At 70.4% G+C, this 25530-nt stretch carries 22 protein-coding genes; 7 read left to right on the top strand and 15 right to left on the bottom strand.

The genetic code is table 11. The features are described 5' to 3' along the window. Nucleotides 1-139 precede the first annotated feature (139 nt). The 4 genes from AB0J21_RS32295 to AB0J21_RS32280 are packed head-to-tail and all read left to right on the top strand — an operon-like array spanning nucleotide 140 to nucleotide 4930. Nucleotides 140-1213, top strand: coding sequence for an ABC transporter permease (locus AB0J21_RS32295; protein ID WP_363149716.1), 1074 nt, complete (start codon nucleotides 140-142; stop codon nucleotides 1211-1213). Then, complete coding sequence (locus AB0J21_RS32290; RefSeq protein WP_363149715.1) at nucleotides 1210-2175, top strand: ABC transporter permease; 966 nt, start codon at nucleotides 1210-1212, stop codon at nucleotides 2173-2175. Before AB0J21_RS32295 ends, AB0J21_RS32290 begins: the two co-directional genes overlap by 4 nt. After that, nucleotides 2172-3839, top strand: coding sequence for an oligopeptide/dipeptide ABC transporter ATP-binding protein (locus AB0J21_RS32285; RefSeq protein WP_363149714.1), 1668 nt, complete (start codon nucleotides 2172-2174; stop codon nucleotides 3837-3839). The genes AB0J21_RS32290 and AB0J21_RS32285 overlap by 4 nt, the downstream gene beginning before the upstream one ends. Further along, nucleotides 3839-4930, top strand: a complete 1092-nt coding sequence (locus AB0J21_RS32280) for an ABC transporter ATP-binding protein (RefSeq protein WP_363149713.1) — start codon at nucleotides 3839-3841, stop codon at nucleotides 4928-4930. Before AB0J21_RS32285 ends, AB0J21_RS32280 begins: the two co-directional genes overlap by 1 nt. Nucleotides 4931-5096: 166 nt before the next feature. On the opposite strand, the gene AB0J21_RS32275 is transcribed toward AB0J21_RS32280, so the two are convergent. The 8 genes from AB0J21_RS32275 to rimP all read right to left on the bottom strand — a co-directional run bounded on the left by AB0J21_RS32275 (nucleotide 5097) and on the right by rimP (nucleotide 14372). Beyond that, on the bottom strand, nucleotides 5097-6080 hold the full coding sequence (locus AB0J21_RS32275; RefSeq protein ID WP_363149712.1) for a bifunctional riboflavin kinase/FAD synthetase: 984 nt from the start codon (nucleotides 6078-6080) through the stop codon (nucleotides 5097-5099). Between the two features lie 549 nt (nucleotides 6081-6629). Further along, nucleotides 6630-7535, bottom strand: a complete 906-nt coding sequence (truB, locus tag AB0J21_RS32270) for a tRNA pseudouridine(55) synthase TruB (protein WP_363149711.1) — start codon at nucleotides 7533-7535, stop codon at nucleotides 6630-6632. Beyond that, complete coding sequence (rbfA, locus tag AB0J21_RS32265; protein ID WP_363149710.1) at nucleotides 7532-8026, bottom strand: 30S ribosome-binding factor RbfA; 495 nt, start codon at nucleotides 8024-8026, stop codon at nucleotides 7532-7534. Before rbfA ends, truB begins: the two co-directional genes overlap by 4 nt. A 230-nt stretch (nucleotides 8027-8256) precedes the next feature. Beyond that, nucleotides 8257-8550, bottom strand: coding sequence for a DUF503 domain-containing protein (locus tag AB0J21_RS32260; RefSeq protein ID WP_363149709.1), 294 nt, complete (start codon nucleotides 8548-8550; stop codon nucleotides 8257-8259). A gap of 158 nt (nucleotides 8551-8708) precedes the next feature. Then, entirely contained in the window at nucleotides 8709-11792 is a 3084-nt protein-coding gene (infB, locus tag AB0J21_RS32255) for a translation initiation factor IF-2 (RefSeq protein WP_363149708.1), read from the bottom strand. A 146-nt stretch (nucleotides 11793-11938) separates the two neighbouring features. Next, nucleotides 11939-12217: a YlxR family protein gene (locus tag AB0J21_RS32250; protein WP_363149707.1), complete on the bottom strand. Its 279-nt coding sequence runs from the start codon at nucleotides 12215-12217 to the stop codon at nucleotides 11939-11941. A gap of 515 nt (nucleotides 12218-12732) precedes the next feature. Next, nucleotides 12733-13803, bottom strand: coding sequence for a transcription termination factor NusA (nusA, locus tag AB0J21_RS32245; RefSeq protein WP_363149706.1), 1071 nt, complete (start codon nucleotides 13801-13803; stop codon nucleotides 12733-12735). A gap of 2 nt (nucleotides 13804-13805) precedes the next feature. Then, nucleotides 13806-14372: a ribosome maturation factor RimP gene (gene rimP, locus AB0J21_RS32240; RefSeq protein WP_363149705.1), complete on the bottom strand. Its 567-nt coding sequence runs from the start codon at nucleotides 14370-14372 to the stop codon at nucleotides 13806-13808. 638 nt (nucleotides 14373-15010) lie between these two features. Here rimP and AB0J21_RS32235 point away from each other — a divergent pair. Genes AB0J21_RS32235 through AB0J21_RS32225 form a run of 3 tightly spaced genes read left to right on the top strand, consistent with a single transcriptional unit; the run spans nucleotide 15011 to nucleotide 17061 of the window. Next, nucleotides 15011-15508: a hypothetical protein gene (locus AB0J21_RS32235; RefSeq protein ID WP_363149704.1), complete on the top strand. Its 498-nt coding sequence runs from the start codon at nucleotides 15011-15013 to the stop codon at nucleotides 15506-15508. Beyond that, entirely contained in the window at nucleotides 15508-16104 is a 597-nt protein-coding gene (locus AB0J21_RS32230) for a ferritin-like domain-containing protein (RefSeq protein WP_363149703.1), read from the top strand. Before AB0J21_RS32235 ends, AB0J21_RS32230 begins: the two co-directional genes overlap by 1 nt. 30 nt (nucleotides 16105-16134) lie before the next feature. Continuing rightward, nucleotides 16135-17061, top strand: a complete 927-nt coding sequence (locus AB0J21_RS32225) for an aminoglycoside phosphotransferase family protein (RefSeq protein WP_363149702.1) — start codon at nucleotides 16135-16137, stop codon at nucleotides 17059-17061. Between the two features lie 496 nt (nucleotides 17062-17557). Here AB0J21_RS32225 and AB0J21_RS32220 read toward each other — a convergent pair whose 3' ends face one another. The 7 genes from AB0J21_RS32220 to AB0J21_RS32190 form a co-directional block, all read right to left on the bottom strand. Then, nucleotides 17558-19249 (bottom strand): proline--tRNA ligase, encoded by a 1692-nt coding sequence (locus tag AB0J21_RS32220; protein ID WP_363149730.1) that lies wholly within the window; start codon nucleotides 19247-19249, stop codon nucleotides 17558-17560. A 69-nt stretch (nucleotides 19250-19318) separates the two neighbouring features. Beyond that, entirely contained in the window at nucleotides 19319-19903 is a 585-nt protein-coding gene (locus AB0J21_RS32215; protein WP_363149701.1) for a GNAT family N-acetyltransferase, read from the bottom strand. 519 nt (nucleotides 19904-20422) lie between these two features. Then, nucleotides 20423-21220 carry an ABC transporter ATP-binding protein gene (locus AB0J21_RS32210; protein ID WP_363149700.1) on the bottom strand — a complete coding sequence of 266 codons (798 nt, stop codon included), beginning with the start codon at nucleotides 21218-21220 and terminating at the stop codon, nucleotides 20423-20425. Continuing rightward, complete coding sequence (locus tag AB0J21_RS32205; protein ID WP_363149699.1) at nucleotides 21217-22125, bottom strand: ABC transporter ATP-binding protein; 909 nt, start codon at nucleotides 22123-22125, stop codon at nucleotides 21217-21219. The genes AB0J21_RS32210 and AB0J21_RS32205 overlap by 4 nt, the downstream gene beginning before the upstream one ends. Beyond that, nucleotides 22122-23003 (bottom strand): ABC transporter permease, encoded by an 882-nt coding sequence (locus AB0J21_RS32200; protein ID WP_363149698.1) that lies wholly within the window; start codon nucleotides 23001-23003, stop codon nucleotides 22122-22124. Before AB0J21_RS32200 ends, AB0J21_RS32205 begins: the two co-directional genes overlap by 4 nt. Next, nucleotides 23000-23965, bottom strand: a complete 966-nt coding sequence (locus tag AB0J21_RS32195; RefSeq protein ID WP_363149697.1) for an ABC transporter permease — start codon at nucleotides 23963-23965, stop codon at nucleotides 23000-23002. Before AB0J21_RS32195 ends, AB0J21_RS32200 begins: the two co-directional genes overlap by 4 nt. 7 nt (nucleotides 23966-23972) lie before the next feature. Next, on the bottom strand, nucleotides 23973-25496 hold the full coding sequence (locus AB0J21_RS32190) for an ABC transporter substrate-binding protein (RefSeq protein WP_363149696.1): 1524 nt from the start codon (nucleotides 25494-25496) through the stop codon (nucleotides 23973-23975). Between the last annotated feature and the right edge of the window lie 34 nt (nucleotides 25497-25530).

The following is a 25530-nucleotide window of genomic DNA, read 5'->3' as shown; positions in this document are numbered from 1 at the left end:
GCACTATGAAGGTCCGGTCCGCCCGCTCCCTCGCCTGCGTCGTCCCCCGCTCCCTCCCCGCCCGCGACGTCCCCGTCCCCTCTTCTCCCTCGTCCTGCGGAAGACCGCGCACCTCTCAGCGGAAGACCGTGAATAGCCCATGAGCACCGAAAGCACACCCACGCTCGTGGAGAGCGCGGGCACCCACGGCACGGCGCAGGCCGCGGCCGCGCCCCGCAGTCCACGCACCGGCAACGGACTGGCGTATCTGCGCTACGTAGCAGGAAAACTGCTCGGCGCTGTGATCTCCCTGTTCGCCGTCCTCGTCACCAGTTTCTTCCTCTTCCGGCTGATCCCCGGGGACCCCGTCAAGGCCATGACCGGCGGTAAGCAGGTCTCCCAGGAACAGCTCACCGCCATGCGCAAGGAGTTCGGCCTGGACCTGCCGCTGTGGCAGCAGTTCACCGAGTACTGCGGCAAGGCGATCACCGGTGACCTCGGCACCTCCTACCAGTTCCACGCCCCCGTCATCGACAAGATCACCGAGGCGCTCCCCGCGACCTTGCTGCTCACGGGCATCGCGTTCGTGCTGTACACCGTCATCGGCATCTGGCTCGGCGCACGCGGCGCGTGGCGGCACGGCCGATTCGGCGACCGGTTCCACACCGCCTTCGCCCTCACGCTGTACTCCGTGCCCTCGTTCTGGCTCGGGCTGCTGCTGATCATCGTGCTGTCCGTCGGCATCGGCCCCATTCCAGGGCTCTTCCCGACCGGCGGGATGGAGACGGGCGGCGAGAGCGGTTTCGGCTACGTCCTGGACGTCGCGCACCATCTGGTGCTGCCCGTCATCACCCTGGTCGCCGTCGAGTACGCCCGCACCCTCCTGGTCATGCGCTCCTCCCTGCTCGACGAGATGGGCAGCGACTACCTGACGACGGCGCGTGCCAAGGGCCTGCGCGACGATCTCGTCCGCCGCAAGCACGCCGTGCCTAACGCGATGCTGCCGACCGTGACGCTGCTCTTCGTGAACCTCGGAAACACCGTCGCGGGCTCCATCCTCGTCGAGACCGTGTTCTCCTGGCCCGGCCTCGGCGGGCTCTTCTACCAGGCGCTGAGCGTCCCCGACCTGCCGCTCGTGCAGGGGCTGTTCTTCGTCTTCGCCGCCGCGGTGATCGTGATGAACACCCTCGCCGACGTGATCTATCCATTGCTCGATCCCCGGGTGGGCCGATGACGACCGACACCACGCCCGTGGCCCAGGAGGGCCCGGGTGCCGCCGACGAACAGACGACGCCCCCCACGCCGCCGAGCCCGCGCGCCCTGGCCTGGACGCGCCGACGTCGCGCGCTGAATCGTTTCTGTAAGCAGTACGCCGCGCACCGTTCCGGCGTCGTGGGCCTCGTCGTCCTCGTACTCATCGCGGTGCTGGCCCTCGCCGCACCCCTCGTGGCCGGCGAGAACGCCCGGAGCGTCACGGAGGCTCCCGGCGGCCCGCTGGAGGAGCCGAGCGGACACTTCCCGCTGGGCACCGACCAGTTCGGCAGGAACCTACTGGCACTGCTCGTGTGGGGCGCCCGCGTGTCGCTCTCGGTGGGTCTCCTCGCGGCGTTCCTGTCCGTGGCCATCGGCACGCTCGTGGGGGTCACCGCCGGGCACTTCAAGGGCTGGTACTCCACGGTCATCATGCGGGTCACGGACTGGTTCCTGGTCATGCCGACGCTGGTCCTGGCGATCGCCCTGGCCACTGTCCTGGACCGCTCCCTGTGGACCACCGTCCTCGCCATTGGCGTGACCACCTGGCCGACGACGGCGCGCCTCGTGCGGGCGCAGACCCTCTCCGTCGAGTCGCGTCCGTACATCGAACGCGCCCGCGCGCTCGGTGGCGGTCACGGCCACGTCATGACCCGCCACGTCCTGCCCAACGTGATGCCGCTCGTCCTGGCCCAGACGACGCTGGTCATCTCGAACGCCATCCTCACCGAGGCGACCCTCGCCTTCCTGGGGCTCGGCGACCCCATCATCGTGTCCTGGGGCGGGCTGCTTCAGGACGCACGCGAGGCCGGGGCGGTGAGCGCGGGTGACTGGTGGTACCTCGCCCCGCCCGGTCTCGCCATCGCCCTCGTCGCACTCGCCTTCACCCTGTGCGGCCGCACCATCGAGTCCGTGCTCAACCCCAAGCTGGGGGACCGACGATGACAGAACCGACCACCACGACGGGGCAGGCCGTCCCGTCCCGCGCCGACACGTCGGACGGGGCCACCCGCCCCTTGCTCGACGTCCGCGACCTGAGCATCACCTACGGCGTCGGCGCCCGCGCCGTTCCCGCCGTACGGGGTGTCAATCTGACCCTTCACGCGGGGCAGAAGCTCGGGATCGCCGGGGAGTCCGGCTGCGGCAAGTCCACCCTCGCCATGGCGCTGCTGCGGCTGCTGCCCCAGGGGGCGCGCTTGAGCGGCGAGATCCTGCTCGACGGCGAGGACGTCCGCACCATGGCCTGGGGGCGACTGCGCGCCGTCCGCTGGGCCGGGGCCTCCATCGTCTTCCAAGGCGCGATGCACTCGCTGAACGCCGTGCACCGTATCGGTGACCAGATCCTCGAACCGATCCTGCTGCACCGTCTCGCCGGTCCCGAGGAGGGCCGTAAGCGGGTACGCGCGCTGCTCCAGCAGGTGGGGCTCCCCGCATCCCGGGCCGCCGCCTACCCGCACGAGTTGTCCGGCGGGCAGCGGCAGCGCGTCATGATCGCCATGGCGCTCGCGTGCGATCCGCAACTGATCGTCGCCGACGAGCCGACGACGGCACTCGACGTCATGATCCAGGCGCAGATCCTGCGGCTGATCGAGGGCCTCGTGACGGACAAGAACATCGGCCTCATCATGATCAGCCACGACCTGGCCGTGCTGTCCGACACCTGCGACCGGCTCGCCGTGATGTACGCGGGGCGCGTCGTGGAGGAGGGGCCGGCGCGACAGGTGTACGAGGACGCGCGGCACCCTTACGGGGCGGCGTTGTCCGCGGCGTTCCCCCGGATCGGCGACCTCGCGTCGCGGTACGCGCCACGCGGTCTGCCGGGCGATCCTCCGGACCCGGCGGCGTTGCCGACGGGCTGCACCTTCCACCCGCGCTGTCCGGTGGCGCTGCCCATCTGCGCGACGGAGGACCAGCCACTGCGCGCCGCGGGTCCGGAACGTCGCGCGGCCTGCGTCCGTGTGGACGAGGACCCGGCGGCGGACACCGCCTACGACGCCACAGCCGTCTCCATCCTGGCTCCGGCGGAGGACGTTCCCACGGAGGGCACCGCTGCAGAACAGGACGGGGCGTCGGCTGAGGCGACGGCACCCGGAAGCCACGAGGTGGTGGCGCCACGTCCGGAGGTCGCGTCCGAGCCATCTGGCGCGGTCGCTGCCCGCCCGGAGCCCGACGCTGCGCGCTCGGAGGACACTGGGGACGCCGAGGGCCCGGCGGGCGCCGCCAGGGCGCGGGACGCCGCAGCAGGGCCCGGGTACGGTGCGACGGAAGCCGGAGACGGGGCGACGCGAGCCGGGGACGGGGCGGCGGTACGGAGCGGAACGGAGCGCGTTCCGGGCAGCGAGGACGAGTCCGTTGAGGACGCGAACGGCGTCGCTGACGACCTGGCATCCGCTGCTTCTGACGGAACCGCCGCTAGCGGAACCACCGGAGCCACTGGCGCTACCGGGCCCACGGGCACCACCAACAGTGCCGGAGAAGCCGAGGAGAGCGGCCAGTCGTCGCCCGCAGCCGAGGACGGGGACGGGGCGAGGCAGGGCGATGTCTCGAAGCCGTCGGTCGACGGGCACGACGCGCAGCGCGGGAGCGACGACGCTAGGAGTACGACCTGATGACCACGCCGACCAAGTCCACCACGCCCACCACGTCGCAGGCGCCGCTGCTCGGCGCCTCCGATCTGCACATCACGTTTCCCGGGCGGCGGGGCGGGCCGTCGGCCCGCGCCGTGGACGGAGTGAACCTCGACATCGACGCGGGCGAGATCGTCGCGCTGGTCGGCGAGTCGGGCTGTGGGAAGACGACGCTCGCCCGGTCCCTGCTGGGCCTCGTGACGCCGACCGCGGGCAGCGTCACCTTCGCGGGCGAACCGCTGCACTACAGCAGCCGTGCGCTGAAGAAGTACCGCAAGCGTGCCCAACTCGTCCTCCAGGACCCCAGCGGCTCCCTCAACCCGCGCCACACGGTCTACGACGCGGTGGCCGAAGGGCTCCGTATCCATCGCCATCCCGGCGACGAACGCGCCGCCGTGGCTGAGGCCCTGTCGCGTGCGGGGCTCCGGCCCCCGGAGCGCTTCTTCCTGCGCTTCCCCCACGAACTGTCGGGCGGGCAGCGTCAGCGCGTCGTCATCGCCGGGGCGCTCGCGCTCGAACCAGAGCTGATCATCGCCGACGAACCCGTCGCCTCGCTCGACGCCTCGGTACGGGGCGAGATCCTGGCGCTGCTGCTGCGCCTGCGCGACGAACTAGGGCTGTCCGCACTCGTCGTGACGCACGACCTGGGACTGGCCTGGAACATCGCCGACCGGGTGGCCGTCATGTATCTGGGGCGCATCGTCGAGGTGGGCACCGTGGAAGAAGTGCTGACCCGGCCCCGGCATCCGTACACGCGAGCACTGCTGTCCGTGCTTCCCGAAGCCGAGGGCGAACCGGTCGTGCTGAGCGGTGAGCCGCCGGACCCCTCCCGCATCCCCTCGGGCTGCCGCTTCCACGCACGGTGCCAGATCCTCTCCTCCGGTGCCGCGGAGGACGCCGGCGTCGCGGACGACTGCCGTACGCGGGACCTCCCCGTGCTCGACGGCCGCTCTTCGGGTGTCGCCTGTCACTGGGCCGCGGTCCAGACCGCGAGCGAGGCGTCGAACCCTCCTGGAGCCGACGGCCTACCCGCCGAGGGGCAGGACGTCGTCACGGAGACTTCGGCACCGTGACCTGTTCGCCGAAGGTCTTGGCGGGGTGACCATAGGAAGAGGTCTTTTCCCGCGGGAGGCCCGGCGCGTCGTGCGCCGGGCCTCCCGTCCGTCCGCGCAGTCTGCGCGTGACGTCCCCTCAAACCTGCGCGGCGGGTGAAATCGCGCGGGGTGTCGCCACGTCCTGTCACGCGCTGTCGGGCGCCCCGTCCGCACCGTGCTCGCGCGCGTAAGCGGCGACCAGGGCCTTGCACCGCTTGACGTCGTCCGCCATGGCCACGAGCAGTGCCTCGACGGAGTCGAACTTCTCCTGCCCCCGCACGTAGGCGAGAAAGTCGACGGCCACATGCAGGCCGTACAGGTCCAGCCCCACACGGTCGATCGCGTACGCCTCGACGGTGCGCTCCGTGCCCTCGAACTGCGGATTGGTTCCCACAGAGATCGCCGCGGGCATCGCCTCGTCGTTGACGTGGAGCCAGCCCGCGTACACACCGTCCGCGGGGACGGCGCTGTGCGGCAACGTCGCGACGTTGGCCGTCGGGAACCCGAGTTCTCTGCCGCGCTGGGCACCGCGGACCACGAGCCCTTCGACCCGGTGCGGGCGTCCGAGAATCTCCGCGGCACCCGCCACGTCGCCTTCCGCGACCAGGCGACGCGTCAGGGTCGACGAGAACGGCTGCCCCTGCCCGGCCTCGCCACTGACGTACAGGTCGACGACCTCGACCTCGTAGTCGTGAGTCCGGCCCAGTTCAGTGAGCGTCTGGACGTTTCCAGCCGCCTTGTGGCCGAAGCGGAAGTTCGGCCCCTCCACGACCAGACGCGCGTGCAGCCGGTCCGTCAGGACCTTCACGACGAAGTCAGCGGGCGCGAGCTTGGAGAAGTCGGCGGTGAACGGCAGAATCAGCAGCGCGTCGACACCGAGCCCGGCCATGAGTTCGGCCCGCCGGTGGTGGGCGGCCAGCAGCGGAGGGTGGCTTCCCGGACGGACAACCTCGCTGGGGTGGGGGTCGAAGGTGACCACGACGGAGGGAACGCCCAGCTCTCGGGCACGGGCCACAGCACGTCCGATGATCAGCTGGTGTCCGCGGTGCACCCCGTCGTAGGACCCGATGGTGACGACGCTGCGTCCCCAGTCCTGCGGGATGTCCTCCAAGCCACGCCAGCGCTGCACTGTGACCGCTCCTTGTCGAACCTGTTCTGTGGGCCTGTTGCCGGATTCGACGAATCCGCAGGTCTAAGAGTGCCATGCCGCACAGGACACGCACTCATCGGGCGGCCGTCGTCCTTCTGGGAACAACCGCCCCAAGAAACGCACCACGGGGCACGGGGCACGGGGCACGGGGCACGGGGCACGGGGCACGGGGCACGGGGCACGGGGCACGGGGCACGGGGCACGGGGCACGGGGCACGGGGCAGGCTACGGCGGGGCCACTGGGGGCTGCGCCTCGTCATCGGCAGCCCAACCTGGTTCTCATCCGCTCGTGTCGGCACGCAAACAGTAGGAGCGCCGCCACCTGCCCCGTCTCCCAGCCCCGCCGCACCGGCGTGGCGACATCGCGAAGCGCCGGTTTGAGGCGTACCGCGCCAGCGCTGCCGCCCGGTACCGGCCCTCCGGCCATGCGCCCTCCGGACGTCTACCCGGCCGGCCGACACCCCGTGCTGGGCGAGCGCGCCACCAGCCACGGCTGCATGACGCTCCAGCCCCGCCACACCCGCGTCGTCAGGCGAAGACGGCCAGGCTCTTGGCCTTGCCCCGTTCCGCCTCCACGAGGACCAAGAGCTTGCCCTGCGGGTCGTACACGCCGACGGGGCCGCGCCCCGTGTACTCGTCCGGCATGTCGAGCCGGACGCCGTTGAGCAGGAGGGCGGCGCGCCGGGCGTCGACGTCCCAGCGAGGGAACGCCGCGCCGGTGGCCTCACCGACCGGCATCACGGTCAGCTCCTCCTGGAGCTGGTCGAGCGTCCTGGCCCCGTCCAGACGGTACGGTCCGACCCTCGTACGGCGCAGCGCGGTCAGATGACCGCCGACGCCGAGCCCCGCCCCCACGTCGCGGGCCAGCGCCCGGATGTAGGTGCCCGAAGAGCAGGTCACCGACACGACCAGGTCGAGCACGGGGGTGCCGTCCTGCGCGACGTCGGGTCGCACGTCGTACACGACGAAGGACGATACGGTGACGGGGCGGGCGGGGATCTCGAAGTCCTCGCCCTCCCGGGCCCTTTTGTAGGAACGCTTGCCGTCGATCTTGATGGCGCTGACCTTGGACGGCACCTGCATGATCTCGCCACTGAGGCGCGCGACCTGCTCGTCGATCTGCTCGCGGGTCACGGCGGACGCGTCCGCGGAGGACGTGACCTCTCCTTCCGCGTCGTCCGTCACGGTGTTCTGCCCAAGCCGGACGGTGCCGACGTACTCCTTCTCGGTCAGCGCCAGATGGCCGAGGAGCTTGGTCGCTCGCTGCACTCCGAGGACGAGCACACCGGTCGCCATCGGGTCGAGCGTTCCGGCGTGGCCGACGCGGCGTGTGCCGGCGATGCCGCGCATCTTGGCCACCACGTCGTGGGAGGTGAAGCCGGACGGCTTGTCGACGATGACCAGGCCGTCCGGCGTCGTGCTGTGCTTCGTCATTCTGCGGTGCTGTCCCCGTCCTTGCCCTGCCGCTCGGCCCCGTCGGCGCCCTCGTCCTCGGAGTCGGTGTCCTCGGCGGGCTTGCGGTAGGGGTCGGCTCCTGCGGCGTACGCCGCCCCGGTGGACGCCTGGCGTACCTCGGCGTCCTTGGAGCGGGCCTTGTCCAGCAGGTCGTCGATGGTGCGCGCCGTGTCCGGCAGCGCGTCCGGGACGAAGGTCAGGCTGGGGGTGAAGCGCACGCCGGTCTGGCGCCCGACCTCGGAGCGAAGGACGCCCTTGGCGCTCTCCAGGGCGGCGGCGGAGGCCGCGCGCTCCTCGTCGTCCCCGTAGACCGTGTAGAAGACCGTGGCCTCCCGGAGGTCGCCGGTGACCCGGGCGTCCGTGATGGTCACGAAGCCCAGTCGCGGGTCCTTGATTCGCCGGTCCAGGGTCTCCGCGACCACGACCTGGATGCGATCGGCCAGCTTACGGGCGCGCGCGTTGTCGGCCACCGGTCCGTCTCCCTACTTCCTGCTGTTCCTGCGTCGGATGTGCTGCTCTGTCGTGCTGCTTTGTCGTGCTGCTCTGATACGGCCCTCGGGCCGGGCGTCGTCACCCGGCGCTCCGTACGGCATACGGGGCGCCGAGTGACGCGGCGTCCGGCCCGGCGGAAGGTCCGCAGGGCGTGGCACACACCGCCCCGTTCCGTGCCGCCCATGGTCTCGTCGGTGGCCCCGTGGTCTCAGTCGTCGTCTCCATAGAAGCGCCGGCGTACGGCGAGCAGTTCCACCTCCGGACGTCCGGCAACGAGCCGTTCGCACCGCTCCAGTACGTCCGTGAGATGGCCGGCGTCGCCGCTGACCAGGGCCAGACCGATCTCGGCCCGGCGGTGCAGATCCTGGTTCCCCACTTCCGCCGCGCTCACCGCGTACTTGCGCTGGAGTTCCGCCACGATGGGGCGCACCACGGAGCGTTTCTCCTTGAGCGAGTGGACGTCGCCGAGGAGCAGGTCGAAGGACAGTGTCCCCACATACATGTCGTTCCGGATGTCCCGCCGGTCCGGGGTACGGGTCCCTGTCACTTCTTGACAGGAACACCCAAACCGTACACGCAACGTACGGGGCCGATCGACGGATATAAGTCCCGCCGACCGGCCCCGGTACGTCAGCCGTGCATCAGTCGTGCGTCAGCACGTCAGGCACGCGGCTTCTCGCGCATCTCGTACGTCGCGATGACGTCGTCGACCTTGATGTCGTTGAAGTTTCCGAGGTTGATACCGCCCTCGTAGCCTTCGCGGATCTCGGTGACGTCGTCCTTGAAGCGACGCAGACCCTCGATGTTGAGGCTCTCCGCGATGACCTTGCCATCGCGCAGCAGCCGCGCCTTCGTGTTGCGCTTGACCTCGCCGGAGCGGATGAGCACACCGGCGATGTTGCCGAGCTTGGAGGAGCGGAAGACCTCGCGGATCTCCGCGGTGCCCAGCTCGACCTCCTCGTACTCCGGCTTGAGCATGCCCTTGAGGGCCGCCTCGATCTCCTCGATCGCCTGGTAGATGACCGAGTAGTACCGGACGTCCACCCCTTCGCGCTCGGCCATCTGCGTGGCACGCCCGGCGGCGCGCACGTTGAAGCCGATCACGATGGCGTCGGAACCCATCGCCAGGTCGATGTCGGACTCCGTGACCGCACCGACACCGCGGTGCAGGACGCGGATGTCGACCTCTTCGCCGACGTCGAGCTGGAGCAGCGAGGACTCCAGGGCCTCGACCGAACCAGAGGCATCGCCCTTGATGATGAGGTTGAGCTGCTTGATCTCGCCTTCCTTGAGCACCTTGTCCAGGTCCTCCAGGGAGACACGACGCGTGCGCTTGGCGAAGGCCGCGTTGCGCTCGCGGGCAGCCCGCTTCTCGGCGATCTGCCGGGCCGTACGGTCCTCGTCGACCACGATGAAGTTGTCACCGGCGCCGGGGACGTTGGTGAGGCCCAGGACCTGCACCGGCGTCGAAGGACCGGCTTCCTCGACCGTGTTGCCGAGGTCGTCGAGCATGGCGCGGACACGGCCGTAGGCGTCGCCGACGACCATGGTCGAGCCGACCCGCAGGGTGCCTCGCTGGACCAGGACGGTCGCGGTGGCACCGCGGCCCTTGTCCAGGTGAGCCTCGATCGCGATGCCCTGCGCGTCCTGCTCCGGGTTGGCCCGGAGGTCGAGCGAGGCGTCGGCGGTGAGGACCACGGCCTCCAGCAGGCCGTCGATGTTCAGCCCCTGCTTGGCGGAGATGTCGACGAACATGGTGTCGCCGCCGTACTCCTCGGCCACCAGCCCGAACTCGGTGAGCTGACCGCGCACCTTGGTCGGGTCGGCGCCCTCGACGTCGATCTTGTTGACCGCGACGACGATCGGGACGTCGGCGGCCTTGGCGTGGTTGAGCGCCTCGATCGTCTGCGGCATCACCCCGTCGTTGGCGGCCACCACGAGGATCGCGATGTCCGTCGACTTCGCACCACGGGCACGCATGGCGGTGAACGCCTCGTGACCCGGGGTGTCGATGAAGGTGATGCGACGGTCGGAGCCGTTGACCTCGGTCGCGACCTGGTACGCACCGATGTGCTGCGTGATCCCGCCGGCCTCACCCGCGATGACGTTCGTCTTGCGGATGGCGTCCAGCAGCCTGGTCTTACCGTGGTCGACGTGACCCATGACGGTCACTACGGGCGGCCTGGCGACGAGTGCTTCCTCGCCGCCCTCGTCCTCGCCGAACTCCAGGTCGAAGGACTCGAGCAGCTCGCGGTCCTCCTCCTCGGGGCTCACGATCTGAACCTTGTAGTTCATCTCGGAGGCGAGCAGTTCCAGCGTCTCGTCCGTGACGGACTGGGTCGCCGTGACCATCTCGCCGAGGTTCATCATCACCGCGACGAGCGACGCCGGGTTGGCGTTGATCTTCTCGGCGAAGTCGGTGAGCGAGGCACCACGCGACAGGCGAACGGTCTCGCCGCTGCCGCGCGGCAGCATGACGCCGCCGACCGACGGGGCCTGCATGGCCTCGTACTCCTGGCGCCTCTGCCGCTTCGACTTACGGCCACGTCGCGCGGGACCGCCGGGACGCCCGAAGGCACCCTGCGTGCCGCCACGGCCACCCGGACCACCGGGACGTCCGCCGAAGCCGGGACGACCACCGCCGCCACCACCGGGACGACCGGCGAAGCCACCGCCACCGCCGCCACCACCGGGACGACCGGCGAAGCCACCGCCACCGCCGCCGCCACCGGGACGACCGGCGAAGCCACCGCCACCCGGGCGACCGGCGCCGCCACCGGGACGACCGCCGCCACCGGGGCCACGGCCACCGGGGCCGCCACCGGGACGGGGACCCGCCGCGGGACGCTGAGGCATCATGCCGGGGTTCGGACGGGCGCCGCCGCCACCGGGGGCGCCGCCGGGACGCGGAGCCTGGGGACGGGGCATGCCACCGGGCGTGGGCCTGGCAACGCCGCCCTGACCCTGCGGACGGGGGCCACCCTGGCCGCCACCCTGCGGGCGGGGAGCGCCGCCGGGGGCGCCAGCGCCACCGGGACGCGGGGCACCGCCCGGTCGGGGCGCCTGCGGGCGCGCCATACCGGTGGAGCCGCCGGACGTGAAGGGGTTGTTACCGGGACGCGGACCCGCGGGACGGCCACCGGGGCGTCCGCCCTGGCTACCGGGGCGCGGCGCGCCGCCCTGACGGTCGCCACGGCCCTGGCCGCCCTGACCCTGACTCTGGCCACCCTGCGGCGCCGGACGAACGCCGGGCTTGGGGGCGCCGGGACGCGCTGCGGGCCGGGGGGCGGACTGGGCGGGCTGCTGCGGAGCCTGCGCCGGAGGCGCGGTGAACTCGGGCGCGGCAGGCGCCGGAGAGGCCGGAGCAGGTGTGGCCGGCTTCGGCGCGGCGGGACCCGGGCGGGGGCCCGGACCGGGCCGCGAGGCCGGCGGCTCGCTCGCGGCCGGCTTGGCCGGCGCGGGCTTCGGGGCGGCCGGACGGGCCGCCTGAGAGGGGGACGGCGCGGCCGGCGAAGGCGCCGACGGCCGTGCGGGCGCCTGCTTGCGCGGCGCACCGGGACGGGGGCCGGACTTACCGGCACCGCCGCCCTGCTGGAATGCGTCAGTCAGTTTGCGTACAACCGGCGCCTCGATCGTCGAGGACGCCGAACGGACGAATTCACCGAGTTCTTGGAGCTTGGCCATGACAGCCTTGCTCTCGACGCCGAACTCCTTGGCGAGTTCGTATACCCGGACCTTAGCCACTTCGCTCCTTTTAGGTCCGGGGTGCGCCGGACCGTCGCTACTTCATGGGCGTACTCATCGCGTACTCATCGAGTGCTCATCGCAATCTCGACCTACTTCCGACTCGCGAGGTACCAGGGCCGCACGGGGGTTCCGGACGGCGCTTCTTACGGTGTTGCGTGCTCGACGAAGCGGCGAAGATCCGCCGTGTCGAGCGCTCCCTGGGCCCGAAAGGCCCGGGAAAAGGCCCGGCGGCGAACCGCCAGGTCGATACATGCCGGGGTGGGATGCACGTACGCACCCCGGCCGGGCAGCGTACCGCGCGGATCAGGGAGACAGGCTCCCCGCACCATCACCGTACGCAGCAGAGCGCTCTTGGCCGCTCGCTCCCGACACCCCACACAGGTGCGTTCAGGGCACACGCGGGTATGCGTCCGACCAGACACTGTTAAGTCTACCTCCCCGCGCCGCCCTCACCCCTATGGGGCAAAAATCGAACGGCCGTCTTCTTTTGGTCTGCCTCGATCGTGCACCATCGACGGCTCGATCCGCACGGGAGTTACCGCCAGGTGCGGTACGCGAGGCCGGCCGGCACGTGGTGCTGATCTGCGCGACGCTCGATCGCGCGCGTTCGTTCCTGGAGCGGGACAAGGTTGTCGCGACGTGCCGCGTACGCGCTTCACTGGAGAGCGGCTCGGCAGAGCGACTGGCCCCGCCCGCCCCGCCGCGCCCCGCCGCGCCCCGCCGCGCCCCGTGGCATATTCCACGGGGCGGTCGCAGAAGCCCCGGTCACACAGGCTTCTCCACTACGGCATGGTCACTCCGGTCCCTGGCGGCCCGGCTCCCGACGGGAGCCCGGTCTCCTCCGGTGCCCCCGGCGCCCGCAGCACCCGTCTCGGCATCCAGCGCCTGGCCGGCTTGCCGCCACCGCCCAGGGACGGCACCCAGGACGGCGCCGCCTTCAGGAGCGGTCGCGCCGGGGCCCCCGGTCGCGAGCGCCTTCGCGCTCCACACCGTCACCGTGCTCCGCGGCGTCCTCTGCCCCGGCGTTCTCCGTGTCGGGACGGATGTCGATGCGCCAGCCGGTGAGACGCGCCGCCAGCCGGGCGTTCTGGCCCTCCTTGCCGATGGCCAGGGACAGCTGGTAGTCGGGCACCGTCACCCGCGCCGAACGCGCGGCCATGTCGACGACCTCGACCTTGCTCACCCGAGCGGGGGACAGCGCGTTGGCCACCATGTCGGCGGGGTTGTCCGACCAGTCGACGATGTCGATCTTCTCGCCGTTCAGCTCCGCCATCACGTTGCGCACCCGGCCGCCCATGGGGCCGATACAGGCCCCCTTAGGGTTCAGGCCGGAGCGCGTCGAGCGCACCGCCATCTTGGTGCGGTGTCCCGCCTCCCGGGCGATCGCGGCGATCTCGACGGAGCCGTCGGCGATCTCCGGGACCTCCAGAGCGAACAGCTTCTTCACGAGGTTGGGGTGCGTACGCGAGAGGGTCACGGACGGACCGCGCATCCCCTTGGCCACCCGTACGACGTACGAGCGCAGGCGCATGCCGTGCTCGTACTCCTCGCCGGGCACCTGCTCCTGGACGGGAAGGATCGCTTCGAGCTTGCCGATGTCCACCAGGACGTTCTTGGGGTCCCGGCCCTGCTGGACGACGCCGGTGACGATGTCGCCCTCACGCCCGGCGTACTCCCCGAGCGTCACGTCGTCCTGGGCGTCCCGCAGGCGCTGGAGGATGACCTGCTTGGCGGTGGTGGCCGCGATGCGACCGAAGTCAGAGGGCGTGTCGTCGAACTCGCGGGGAGCCGCACCCTCCTCCAGCCCTTCGAGGTCGGCGGCGTCCTCCCTCGCCCAGACCGTCACGTGACCGCTCTCGCGGTCCAGACGGACCCGCGCGCGGCGCCGGCTTCCCTCCGTCCGGTGGTAGGCGATCAGGAGGGCCGACTCGATCGCCTCGACCAACAGGTCGAAGGAGATCTCCTTCTCCCGGACCAAGCCCCGCAGGGCACTCATGTCGATGTCCACGGCTACGCCTCCTTCGCCTTCTCGGTCTGCGCGGCGGCCTCGGCCTGCCCGGCATCCTTGTCAGCGGCGTCCGGTTCGCGGTCCGCCGCCCTGTCCTTACGGTTGAACTCGATCTCGACCCTGGCCTTCGCGATGTCGGAGAAGGCCAGCCTCCGCGCGGTGGGCTTGCGCCCCTTGACGCCCGGTACCTCCAGGTCGAGGCCGTCGTCGTCGACGCCGAGGATGCGGGCCACCAGCTCACCGGCCTCCGCGATCTGGAACTTCACCAGCCGCCCCACGGCGCGCACGTAGTGACGGTGCTCCGTCAGCGGACGGTCCGCTCCAGGTGAGGTGACCTCAAGGACGTACTCGCCGTCGCCCATGGCGTCCGACTCGTCGAGCTTCGCGGACAGCTCGCGGCTGAGTTCCGCGCAGGTGTCGAGGGCGACGCCCTCGTCCGAGTCCACGACCACCTGAAGCACACGCCTTCTGCCCGCGGGAGTCACCGTGATCTCTTCGAGATCGAGTTCCTTGGAGAGGACGAGCGGTTCCAGCAGTTTCCGCAGCCTCTCGCTCTGGGTGGTGCTCATCCGGGTGACTCCTCGGCCGCGTGTGCTGTTGTGGTGGGTCATGTGTCAGGTCAAAGGGTATCCGGTCCGGAAGCCGCTTGCCGCCACGTCCTCCGTCGGTGCCGACCGGTCCACCCGGCGCCACCGGCGACGTCCGACTCCCCCTCGGCCGTCCGGCGAACTCCTGTGCGCCTTCCGGTGGACCTCACGGCCGCGCCCGTCGCCCGCTCGCCTGTACGAGAGGGGAGCGCAGGTACGGTGATCACCGACGTGCCGCATCGGCTCGTGGCCCTGTTTCCCGCGGTCTCGCCTGCCCGGCCCCCGCGGGTGTCGCTGGACGGTCCCCCGAGTGAGCGTTCGGAGCACTGAGCCCCTGCGACGCGTCGCGCCGTCAAGCCCTGCCGTCCGTCCGCCCACCCCGCTCCCGCGCCGTCGCCCGTCTGTACGAGCCGCCTGCCCCACCGGCCGACTCGCAGGGCGGCCCTGTCGCCGCCTACGGCTCCCCGCACCCTCGGGGCGCCCGATCCGTCGTCTGCTGTCCGCCCGAACCGCCGAGGATGCCTGCCGTGTCGCTGCCCCGTCCGCTGAGTAGTACCCCGTCAGGACCACGCAGAAGGAGCCTGTTCCTCTCGGGCGCCGCCGTGATCGGAGCGACGTTCGTGAGCGGATGCTCCGACAGCGACGAGGAGGCGAGAGACCGCACGAGGAAGGCGGAGGCATCAGCCGCCCAGCGACTGAGCGAGCGTGCGGTCCGCGACAGCGAGGCGCTCCTGGCGCAGTACGACGCCGCCCTGCTGGCTCACCCTGACCTCGGCTCCCGCCTGAGTCCGCTCCGCCACGACGTCGCGGAACACAGGGCGGCGTTCCACGCCGCGAGTTTTCTCCGCGGCAAGCCTTCTCCCGGCGCGACGTCTCCCTCTCCGGGAGCCACTGCCTCCGGGAGCGCCACGGCGGCGGGCGCCACACCGGAAGCAGCGGATCCGGCGCCCGCGGATGCGCGAGGCGCCCTCGCCGCACTCGCCGCGTCGGAGCGGAAGCTGGCCGACAGCCGTTCCCAGCAGCTCGTCGACGCGCCGGACGAGCTGGCCCGGCTCCTGGCCTCGGTCTCGGCCTCGGGGGCCGCCCACGCCTATCTGCTGACGGAGGGCAAGAAGTAATGGGATTCCAGGAGGACACGGTGCATTTCGGGAGTGTGCGGCACGCGTCGCCGGACGACAGGAACAGTGCTGCCGCCGACGCCAAAAGCGGCAAGGGCGGCAAGGGCGGCAAGGATACGGCGCAGTTGCTGCGCGCCGTCCAAGCCGCTCTGCGCGCGGAACATGCCGCCGTCTACGGCTACGGCGTCGTGGGTGGACGAGTGCACCCCGATCGCCGCGCCGACGCCCGGACGGCTTTTGACGCCCACCGGGCTCGGCGCGACGAACTCGAAAGAACGGTGCGCGACTTGGGTGGCACGCCGGAGCCGGCGGCCGCCGCCTACGCACTGCCCTTCGCGGTGGCGGACGCCGCTGCCGCCGTACGGCTCGCGGTGGACCTGGAGGACAAGGTCGCCGGGGTCTATTCCGATCTTGTGCGTGCCTCGACGGGACAGCGACGGCGGGACGCGGCCGCCGCGCTGCGGGAGTCAGCGGTGCGCTCCGCACGTTGGCGGGGCGGGAGCGTACCCTTCCCAGGTCTCGCAGAACGATCAGTTCCAGCCACAGGTGCCTCCGTCAGTCCCTCCCCGGGGCCCAGTACGTCGCGGGACGGATGATCAGGAATCGGCCGAAAGGATGCGTCCCGCATGGTCCTCGAACCGCCCCGGCGTCTCGTACGAGCCCTGGCCGAGGAGCATGGTGCCGCGGACGAGGGCTCCTGGCTGGCGGAGCTGCCGGGGCTGGTGGACGCCGCGGCCGCACGCCACCGTCTGAGGATCGAGCGGTTGCTCCAGCCCGGGGGCCGCAGCAGTGTGGTGCTTCTCGTACACCGGCACGACGGAACGCCCGCTGTCCTGAAGCTGGCGCCTCCGTCGGCCGCTCCCGCTCTGGAGACCGCCGCTCTGGTGCACTGGGCGGGCCTCGGAGCGTGCCGTGTGCTGGGACACGCCCCGCAGAGCCCCGTGACGTCTGATGTGGACGAGCCCGGGGCCATGGTGCTGGAGCGGTTGCGTCCAGAGGTCTCCTTGAATTCCCTCCCGCAGGCCAAGGCCATGCTGGAAGCCGCGGACACGGTGCGCCGACTGTGGGTGGACCCGCCGCAGAACGTTCCCTTCGAGACAGTCTCCGCACGTACGGGGCGACACGCCGCCATGATGCGCGACTGCGCCGGCGATCTTTTGCGGCCCCTCGTGGACGCGGCTCTTGCCGTACGTGACGAACTGCTCTCCGACAGCGCCGAGGCCGTGCTGCTGCACGGGGCGTTCCGGCAGACGAAGGTCCTGGCGGGAGGTCGGCTGCCGTGGCTCGCCGTAGGCCCCGATCCCCTGGTCGGGGAGCGGGCCTACGACGTCGCTCGGCTGGCCCGCGATCGTCTGGAGGATCTGGTCGCCGCGAACAGCGGCGCGGCGTCGGCACGGCGGCGTGTGGCCAAGTTGGCCGACTCCCTGGACCTGGACCGCGACCGTCTGCAGGGGTGGACGCATTTCCGCGCCACCGCGGCCGGGACTGCCGCAGTCGCGGCAGGACATCATCAGAAGGGTGAACTCCTGCTGGAGTTCGCCGGATGGCTGTGACGACGGGCGGGACCCGAGCCGTACCGCCGGCGTTCGACGCGGTCACCGAGCACCGTCCGGGGCCTCCCGGGAGGTCGTACGCTGCTCCGCCGGCGCTTCAGACACCCCTGCGGTCGCGGCACCGGGGCGGACGCCGTTGTTTCCTGCCACAGAGCCGGGCCGCGGAACGGACTGTGCGAGCGGTTCGGCGAGCGTTCTGAGCGACGGCGGGACGACGTCAACACAGCGGGGTGGCCACTACGCCCTGCGGCGTAGTGGCCACCCCGCACCACCTCGTTGACAAAACACGGAGTACTGCCTGAGGGCCAGTAACGGCACTCCAGCTCTTCCGCTCGTCCCGTTTACTCCATCCCGAGGAACCGGACCGGCTCCTCGCTGGCGGGGCACCTCGCTGACGAAGCAGTCGAAGCGAGCGATCCAAGCCTCAGGCGGTCAGACAGTCAGGCGGCCTGGCAGTCAGGCCGGCTGACAGTCAAGTGATCAGGCAGCCAAGTGGTCAGGCAGTCAGGCGCGCGATGGCCTCGTCGACGGGGAGCTCTTCCCGCTCCCCCGTACGCCGGTCCTTCACCTCGACGACTCCTTCGGCCGAACGGCGCCCGGCCACGACGATCTTCGGCACACCGATCAGCTCCGCGTCCGTGAACTTGACCCCCGGGGAAACACCCGCACGGTCGTCCACGAGCACGCGAGCACCGGCCGCACCGAGCTTCTCCGCGACCTCCAGTGCCAGCTCCGTCTGCAGCACCTTGCCCGCCGCGACGACGTGGATGTCCGCCGGAGCGACCTCGGCGGGCCAGCACAGGCCCTGTCCGTCCGCCGTCTGCTCGGCGAGGGCGGCGACGGCGCGGGAGACGCCGATACCGTAGGACCCCATCGTCACGCGCACCGGCTTGCCGTTCTGGCCCAGTACGTCGAGCTGGAAGGTGTCGGCGTACTTGCGGCCCAACTGGAAGATGTGACCGATCTCGATGGCCCGGTCCAGCTTGAGTCCGTGGCCGCAGTTCGGGCAGGGGTCGCCCTCCTGGACGACGACGACATCGAGGTAGCGGTCGACCTCGAAGTCGCGGCCGACGACGACGTTGCGGGCGTGGGTGTCCTTCTTGTTGGCCCCGGTGATCCACGCGGTTCCGGCCGCCACGCGCGGGTCGGCGAGGTAGCGGATCTTCAGGCCCTGGGGGCCGACGTAGCCGCGTACCAGCTCGGGCCGCCCCTCGAAGTCCTCCGCCGTGACCAGCTCGACCTCGGCAGGGGCCAGATGCTCACCCAGCTTGCCGAGATCCACCTCACGGTCACCGGGAACACCTACGGCCACGATCTCGCCGTCGACCTTCACCAGCAAGTTCTTGAGCGTCGCCGAGGCGGGGACGCCGAGCTGCGCGGCGAGGCTCTCGATGGTCGGAGTGTCAGGCGTGTCGATCTCCTCGACGGGGCCGTGCGTCGCGCTCTCCACCTCGGACGGGAAGAAGGTGACCGCCTCCGTGTTGGCCGCGAAGGCACAGTTGGGGCAGTCGGCGAAGGTGTCCTCGCCGGCCGCCGCCGGGGCCAGGAACTCCTCGGAAGCGGAGCCACCCATCGCACCCGAGATGGCGGAGACGATGCGGTAGTCGAGCCCGAGACGCGCGAAGATCTTGCGGTACGCCTCTCGGTGCAGCGCGTAGGACTCGGCGAGCCCCTCGTCCGTGGTGTCGAAGGAGTACGAGTCCTTCATCTGGAACTCGCGGCCGCGCAGCACACCGGAACGGGGCCGGGCCTCGTCACGGTACTTGGTCTGGATCTGGTAGAGCATGACCGGCAGGTCCTTGTAGGACGTGCACTGGTCCTTGACGACCTGGGTGAAGATCTCCTCGTGCGTGGGGCCGAGAAGGTAGTCGGAACCCTTGCGGTCCTTCAGCCGGAACAGAAGGTCGCCGTACTCCTCCCAGCGGCCCGTCGCCTCGTAGGGCTCCTTGGGCAGGAGGGCCGGCAGCAGGACCTCCTGGGCACCGATGGCGTCCATCTCCTCGCGCACGATGCGCGACACATTGTCGAACACCTTCTTGCCGAGCGGGAGCCACGACCAGATACCCGCGGCGGTGCGCCGCACGTACCCGGCGCGGACCAGCAGCTTGTGGCTGAGCGTCTCGGCGTCCGCCGGGTCGTCACGCAGTGTCTTGACCATCAATCGGGACATGCGCTGGACCTGGGCCATGGTGAACTCCTGCTGCGAAAGGGTGATGTCCAGGAGGTTAGCCGGGGCCCCGGGCATGGCGGAAATCGGTTATGCCCCGTCCGGGCGCGCACCGCGCAGTGGCAGCGGTGCTCCCATCACCGCGTAAGGGGTCGGAGCGCTCGGGAACAGCACCTGCCGCGCGAGGTCGATGTAGCCGAGGGAGCGGTACAGCCCACGCGCCGGGCTCTCCTTGTCGATCGCCGAGAGAATCGAGCGAGGCGCCTGTACGGCATCCGTGATCGTCGTGATCAGCGCCCTGCCGAGGCCCCGGTTCTGGTACCCGGGATGGACATGCAACTCCGTGATCACGAACGAGTCGTCGAGCCAGCCGTCGTTGTGTACGCGCACCAGGTAGGGCTGGACGACCGTCGACCACCAGTGCGCGCGATCGTTCGGCATCCCGTAGACGAAGCCGACGAGCCGTCCCTCGGAGGTCGTGGCCCCGAGTGCCCGCGCGCCCGGTACGGCGACGTGGCGCAGCACGATCTGACGGCGCACGTCGATCTCGTCGTCCGTCAGCCCGAAGGCGTGGGCCTGTACGGCCAAGGCCTCGTCGACGTGCGCTGCCAGGTCGAGAGGGCCGACCGTGACCTGGTCCGGGATCCGGGAAGCACGCCCGGGGTAGCTCGGCATGCCGGGAGACTACCCGGGACGTGCCGAAGGGCGCCGGACAGGGACTGCCTACATCCGGTTGTCCGTGCGCACGTATCCCCGCGAATCAGCCGCACACGGTGGGGACGGTGCGGACAAGCCGATCGTTTTCCGCGACGTGGCATATGCGACGGGGCAGGCCGGGGGGTACGGGGGCCGGGCAGCGACCCTCACGGCTCACGGCTCACGGCTCACGGCTCACGGCTCACGGCTCACGGCTCACGGCTCACGGCATATTCAACGGTGCGACGCAGAGCCGCCGGTCCGGCGCGGTGGACAGCCGTGCCCCGTGGCATATGCGACGGGGCACACCGTGTCCCGCAGCACCTTCGGACGCAAAGGCGCATACGCCGCACCACCTGCTCCCCTCGCACTGCGCCCCCGGCTCCGTTGCTCCGTCGCATATGTCACGGAGCAACGGCCGTTCGTCCCGCCCTGCACCTGCACACCCAGCCCCGCGCACCAGACAGCCCCGCTCCCCTTCCGCCCTCCCCAGTCCCGCTACGCAGCAGGCAGACGAGGCACGCTGCTCAGCAGCTTGCGGGTGTACGGATGGGACGGGGCCCCCAGCACGTCGCGGGTATCGCCCTGTTCGACGAGACGGCCCCGTTCCAGGACCGCCGTACGTTCGCACAACGTCGCCACGACGGACAGGTCGTGGGAGACCATGACGATGGTGAGACCGCGCTGCTCCTTGAGTTCCGCCAGGAGGTCGACGACCTTGACTCTCGTCGTGACGTCGAGGGCACTGACCGGTTCGTCCGCCAGGAGCACGCGGGGTTCGCAGACGGTGGCTCGCGCGATGGCGATGCGCTGGCGCTGTCCCCCCGAGAACTCGTGTGGGTAGCGCCGCGCGACGTCGGCGGTCAGTCCGACCGCTTCCAGGGCGGCCGCGGCCTTGGAGCGCGCCTCGTCGGCACTCGCGAGCCCGAGAGAGCGAAGCGGCTCGGCGACGATCGCGCCGATACGACGCCGCGGGTCGAGGGACGAGTACGGGTCCTGGAATACGCACTGCACTGCGGCGCGGAACCGCTTCATCTGTGCTCGGTCGCGCAGGTTGAGCGATTGGCCGTCGAAGCGCACCTCCCCCGAGCCGGGGCGGCTGAGGCCGAGCAGCATGCGCAGCAGTGTGGTCTTGCCGGCGCCGGACTCGCCGACCAGGGCGAGGCTGTGCCCCGTCTCCACGCGGAGGGAGACGTCCTCGACGACCGGACGGGCGGCGCCACGATAGGTGAAGGCGACGTCGCGCAGCTCAAGGGCGGGCGACGTGGGTACAGGCCCGGTGGTCCGCGCGCTCATCGGGTACCTCCGAGATCGAGAGCCGATTCGAGACGGCGGGCGCTCTCCACCAGGGCGCGGGTGTACGGGTCCTCGGCGGCGTGCACGATGGTCCGGACGTCGCCCTGCTCGACGGGGCGGCCGCTCTTGAGGACCAGTACGCGGTCCGTGATCCTCGAGATGACGGCAAGGTCGTGGCTGACGAAGAGGAGTGCCATGCCGCGTTCCTGCACGAGGCGGTCCAGCAGGTCGAGCATCTCGGACTGCACCGTGACGTCGAGCGCCGTGGTGGGTTCGTCCGCGATGAGCAGCGCGGGTTCACACGCGAGGGCCATGGCCAGGGCGACGCGCTGGCGTTGCCCGCCGGATATCTCGTGGGGAAAGGCGCGCGCGATCCGTCCGGGTTCCGGCAGTCTCACCTGCTCCAGGCACTCGGCCACGGCGCGGCGCAGCGCGCCCCCACTGAGCCCGGTACGACGCCGCAGCGGTTCCGCGATCTGTTTGCCGACGCGCATCAGAGGGTCGAGCGCGGTCAGGGGTTCCTGGAAGACCACGGCGGCGTCCTTACCCCGTACCGCAGTGAGGGTCTTCTCCGGCGCGCCGATCATCTGGGAGCCCAGGAGGCTGATGGACCCGTGCGCCGTCATGCCTTCCGGAAGGAGCCCGAGCGTGGCGAGCGTGGTGAGGGACTTGCCGGAGCCGGACTCGCCGATGAGGCCCAGCCGCTCGCCCGGCGCGATGTCGAAGCTCAGGTCGGTCACGAGGTCACGCCCCTCGGACGTACGTACCGTCAGACCCCGCACCGCGAGGACGGGGCCGTCGGGCGCCGCCCCGTCCCCCGTGCCCCGGTCCGACGCGACGGTGACCGCGGAGCGGCGTCCACGGGTGTCGTGCGGCTCCGCCGCTGCGGACTGGTTCTGGCTCATGTGCTCCTCCGGCGTGAAGGATCGAGGGTGTCGCGCAGACCGTCCGCAATGAGGTTGACCCCGATCACGAGGATCACCAACAGCACACCGGGGGCGATGGCACCGGCCGGCGCGGTGGTGAAGGTGGCCTGGGCCTCCTGCAGCATCCGCCCCCACGAGGCGTTGGGCGGCGGCGCGCCGAGCCCCAGGTACGACAGTCCCGCTTCCGCGAGGACGGCGAGACCGAACTGCAGGGCGAGGTTCACCACGAGAGTCGGCCAAATGTTGGGAAGGACGTGGCCCAGGACGGTGCGCAGCCGCCCCGTCCCGGAGGTTCGAGCCGCGGTGATGTAGTCCTGCGCGAGAACCCGTTTCACCAGGACGCGGGTGAGGCGCGCGACGACAGCGCTCTGCGCGAGGCCGATCGCGAGGACCGCGGAGCCGAGCGACGCGGACCGCGCGGAGACGATCAGCATGGCGAGCAGCAGCGTCGGAAAGGCGATCAGGATGTCGAGGAGCGCCGAGAGGGTGTCGTCGACCCAGCCCTGGGCGTACGCGGCGAGAACGCCGAGCACGATGCCGAGCACGGCGGCGATGGCCACGGCACCGAGACCGGCCTCAAGGGCTATGCGCGCGCCGGTCATGGCCTGGGTGAAGAGGTCCCGGCCGAGCTTGTCCGTACCGAGGAGGTGGTTTCCGGCGGGCCCCGTGAGGCGGCCGCCGGAGGTGTCCTGCGGATCGTAGGGAAGCCAGAACAGCGACACGAGGGCCATGAGGACGACGAGCCCGGCCAGGACGCCCCCGGTCACGAGAGTGACGGATCGGCGTCGCGCGCGACGTGGGGCGAGGGACGCCGCCGTGGGACCGGGCGAGGTGACGGTGGGAACGGGGGCGGTCATCGGGTGCCTCCGGAGAGCCTGCCGCGCAGGCGCGGGTCGATGATCCGCTGCACCAGGTCCGCGAGGAAGCCGATGAGCAGGACGGCGAGGGTGGAGACGAAGAGGACGCCCTGGATGACGGGGTAGTCGTGCTGGGCGATCCCGTTGGCGAGCATGGATCCGAGACCGGGCAGAGCGAAGACGGATTCGACGACCACCGCGCCGAGCAGTGTGGAGGCCAGTTCGATACCGAGGACGGAGATGACCGGCACGGAGGCGTTGCGCAGGCCGTGCCGCCACATGGCACCGGCGAAGGACGAGCCGAGGGCCCGGGCGGTACGCAGGTAGTCGCTTCCGAGTACGTCGAGCGTCGCGGAGCGCACGTAGCGGGTGAGCGAGGCCGACATGACGAGCGCGACGGTGACGACCGGGAGGACGAGCGACTTGATCGCCGCTCCCGGATCGGACCATCCGTCCTGGGGGAATCCGCCGGACGGCAACACCCCGAGGTTGAGCGCGAAAACGGCGACGAGGATCATGCCGAGCCAGAACACGGGCACCGCTAGTCCGAGTTGGGACACCGCGTTGAGGATCGCGCCGTACCAGGTACGGGAGCGCCGCGCGGCGACGTAGCCCGCCGGGACCGCGACGACGATCGCGAGGAGGAACGCGGCGAGCGTCAGCGGCACGGTCACGTCGAGCCGGCCGACGACCTCCGGGCGCACCGGCAACGAGCTGACGAAGGAGGTGCCGAGGTCACCGGTGGCGAGCTGACCGATCCAGTGCACGAACTGTTCGGGCAGCGACTTGTCCGTGCCGATGGAGTGCCGCGCCGCCTCGATCTGTTCGGGGCTCGCGCCGACCGACGTCAGAGCGTTCGCGGGGTCGCCGGGCAGCAACCGCAGCAGTAGGAACAGCACCACGCTGGCGAGGGCGAGCGACACCAGCAGGAAGGCGAGACGGCGCAGCAGGTAGGAGAGCACGAGTGAGTCAGCTCTTCTTGATGTCGTAGGCGTAGAACTGGGAGTTCAGCCCGTTCACCGGGTAGCCGCTGAGCTTGTTGCCGGCGACGACGATCTGCGGGTACAGGTAGAGCCAGTCGCTCGCGGCGTCCTGTGCGACCTTGCGGTTCACCTTCTTGAGGAGCGCCGTCTGCTGGGCCGTGGAGTCAGCCTGTTCGGCCTGGTCCACCCACTGGGTGACCTGCTTGTTGTCGTAGCCCCAGTAGAAGTCCGGGTTGCCGTACCAGACGAGGTCGCGGTCGTTGACGTGCTCCTGGAGCGTCGCGCTGAAGTCGTGGTTCTTGTAGACCTTCGTGTACCACTCGTCCGGCGTGATCGTGTTGATCTTGACGGTGATACCGACCTTGGCGAGCTGCGACTTGATGAACGTCGCGGCGGTGGGGTGCGGGTCGTAGTTCGGGGTGTCCAGGGTGAAGCTGAAGCCGTTCTTGTACCCGGCCTCGTCGAGCAGCTTCCTGGCCTTGGCGACGTCGTACCCGTTGACCTTGGTCAGGTCCTCGTACCAGGGGTCGCTGGGCGGCACCATGGAGCCGATGAGCTTGCCGTAGCCGCCCCAGACGGACTCCAGCAGCTTCTTGTCGTCGATGGCGGCGGAGACGGCCTGCCGCACCTTGACGTCCGTGAACGGCTTGGCCTTGTCGTTGAAGGCGAGCAGCAGTTTGGTGGTCGAGTCCCCGTCACTGACGGTGTAGTTCTGGTTGTTCTTGAACTGATCCAGTGCGTCGGGGCTCTGTTCACTGGTGACGACGTCCAGCGCGTTGGTCAGCAGCGCGTTGTTGAGGGCGCTGGCGTCCTTGTAGTAGTGGAAGACGACCTGCTGGTTCTTCGCGGCGCTGCCCCAGTACTTCGGGTACCTCTTGAGGCTGAGGGCCGAGCCGCGGGTCCACTTGCCGAGCTGGTACGGGCCGGTCCCGTCCTCGCTGGTCTTGAGGTGCTTCGCCTCGGAGTTGATGATCCAGACGTAGGACAGGTTGTAGACGAACGAGATCGACTTCTTCTTGAGCGTGACGCGCACGGTGCGGGCGTCGGGCGTCGCGATCGTCTTCATGACGTCGAGGTTGCTCTTGCGCGCGGACTGCGAGTCCGGTGCGACGACCTTCTCCAGGCTGTACTTCACGTCCTTGCTCGTGAGCTTCTTGCCGGAGTGGAAGGTCACACCGTCGCGCAGGGTGAAGGTGTAGGTGAGCCCGTCGTCGCTCACCTTGTAGTCCTCGGCGAGGAGCTTGTCGACCTTGCCCTTGTCGGTGAGCTTGAACAGCCCCTCGTAGACGTTGCCGTTAAGGGCCTCGGTGACGCCTTGGCCGCCGCCACCGGTGTTGTCGAGGTTCTGCGGTTCGTAGAGGGAACCGACGTTGACCGTCGCGTTCTTGTCGTACGCCCCCGGGGCTCCGTGGGAGTTGTCGGAGGAGTCGTTGCCCCCGCACGCGGTCAACGACAGAGCGAGGACGGAAACGGACGCACCGGCGTAGAGCGAGGACTTCTTGATGTGCATGAGGGAGTACGTACTTTCGTGCTCAACGGCGCGA

Source organism: Streptomyces sp. NPDC049954, from assembly GCF_040656295.1.
In the GTDB taxonomy this organism is placed as follows: Bacteria; Actinomycetota; Actinomycetes; order Streptomycetales; family Streptomycetaceae; genus Streptomyces.
This window is presented reverse-complemented; position numbering and strand designations above follow the sequence as displayed.

Bases quoted from the DNA above. Each gene is read 5' to 3' on its own strand.
- AB0J21_RS32280 (WP_363149713.1), top strand. From the start codon at position 3,839: ATGACCACGCCGACCAAGTCCACCACGCCCACCACGTCGCAGGCGCCG.
- AB0J21_RS32200 (WP_363149698.1), bottom strand. From the start codon at position 23,003: ATGACCGCCCCCGTTCCCACCGTCACCTCGCCCGGTCCCACGGCGGCG.
- AB0J21_RS32205 (WP_363149699.1), bottom strand. From the start codon at position 22,125: ATGAGCCAGAACCAGTCCGCAGCGGCGGAGCCGCACGACACCCGTGGA.
- rimP (WP_363149705.1), bottom strand. From the start codon at position 14,372: ATGAGCACCACCCAGAGCGAGAGGCTGCGGAAACTGCTGGAACCGCTC.
- AB0J21_RS32190 (WP_363149696.1), bottom strand. From the start codon at position 25,496: ATGCACATCAAGAAGTCCTCGCTCTACGCCGGTGCGTCCGTTTCCGTC.
- AB0J21_RS32295 (WP_363149716.1), top strand. From the start codon at position 140: ATGAGCACCGAAAGCACACCCACGCTCGTGGAGAGCGCGGGCACCCAC.
- AB0J21_RS32225 (WP_363149702.1), top strand. From the start codon at position 16,135: ATGGTCCTCGAACCGCCCCGGCGTCTCGTACGAGCCCTGGCCGAGGAG.
- AB0J21_RS32290 (WP_363149715.1), top strand. From the start codon at position 1,210: ATGACGACCGACACCACGCCCGTGGCCCAGGAGGGCCCGGGTGCCGCC.
- AB0J21_RS32285 (WP_363149714.1), top strand. From the start codon at position 2,172: ATGACAGAACCGACCACCACGACGGGGCAGGCCGTCCCGTCCCGCGCC.
- AB0J21_RS32215 (WP_363149701.1), bottom strand. From the start codon at position 19,903: ATGCCGAGCTACCCCGGGCGTGCTTCCCGGATCCCGGACCAGGTCACG.
- truB (WP_363149711.1), bottom strand. From the start codon at position 7,535: ATGACGAAGCACAGCACGACGCCGGACGGCCTGGTCATCGTCGACAAG.
- AB0J21_RS32260 (WP_363149709.1), bottom strand. From the start codon at position 8,550: ATGTATGTGGGGACACTGTCCTTCGACCTGCTCCTCGGCGACGTCCAC.
- AB0J21_RS32220 (WP_363149730.1), bottom strand. From the start codon at position 19,249: ATGGCCCAGGTCCAGCGCATGTCCCGATTGATGGTCAAGACACTGCGT.
- AB0J21_RS32210 (WP_363149700.1), bottom strand. From the start codon at position 21,220: ATGAGCGCGCGGACCACCGGGCCTGTACCCACGTCGCCCGCCCTTGAG.
- AB0J21_RS32230 (WP_363149703.1), top strand. From the start codon at position 15,508: ATGGGATTCCAGGAGGACACGGTGCATTTCGGGAGTGTGCGGCACGCG.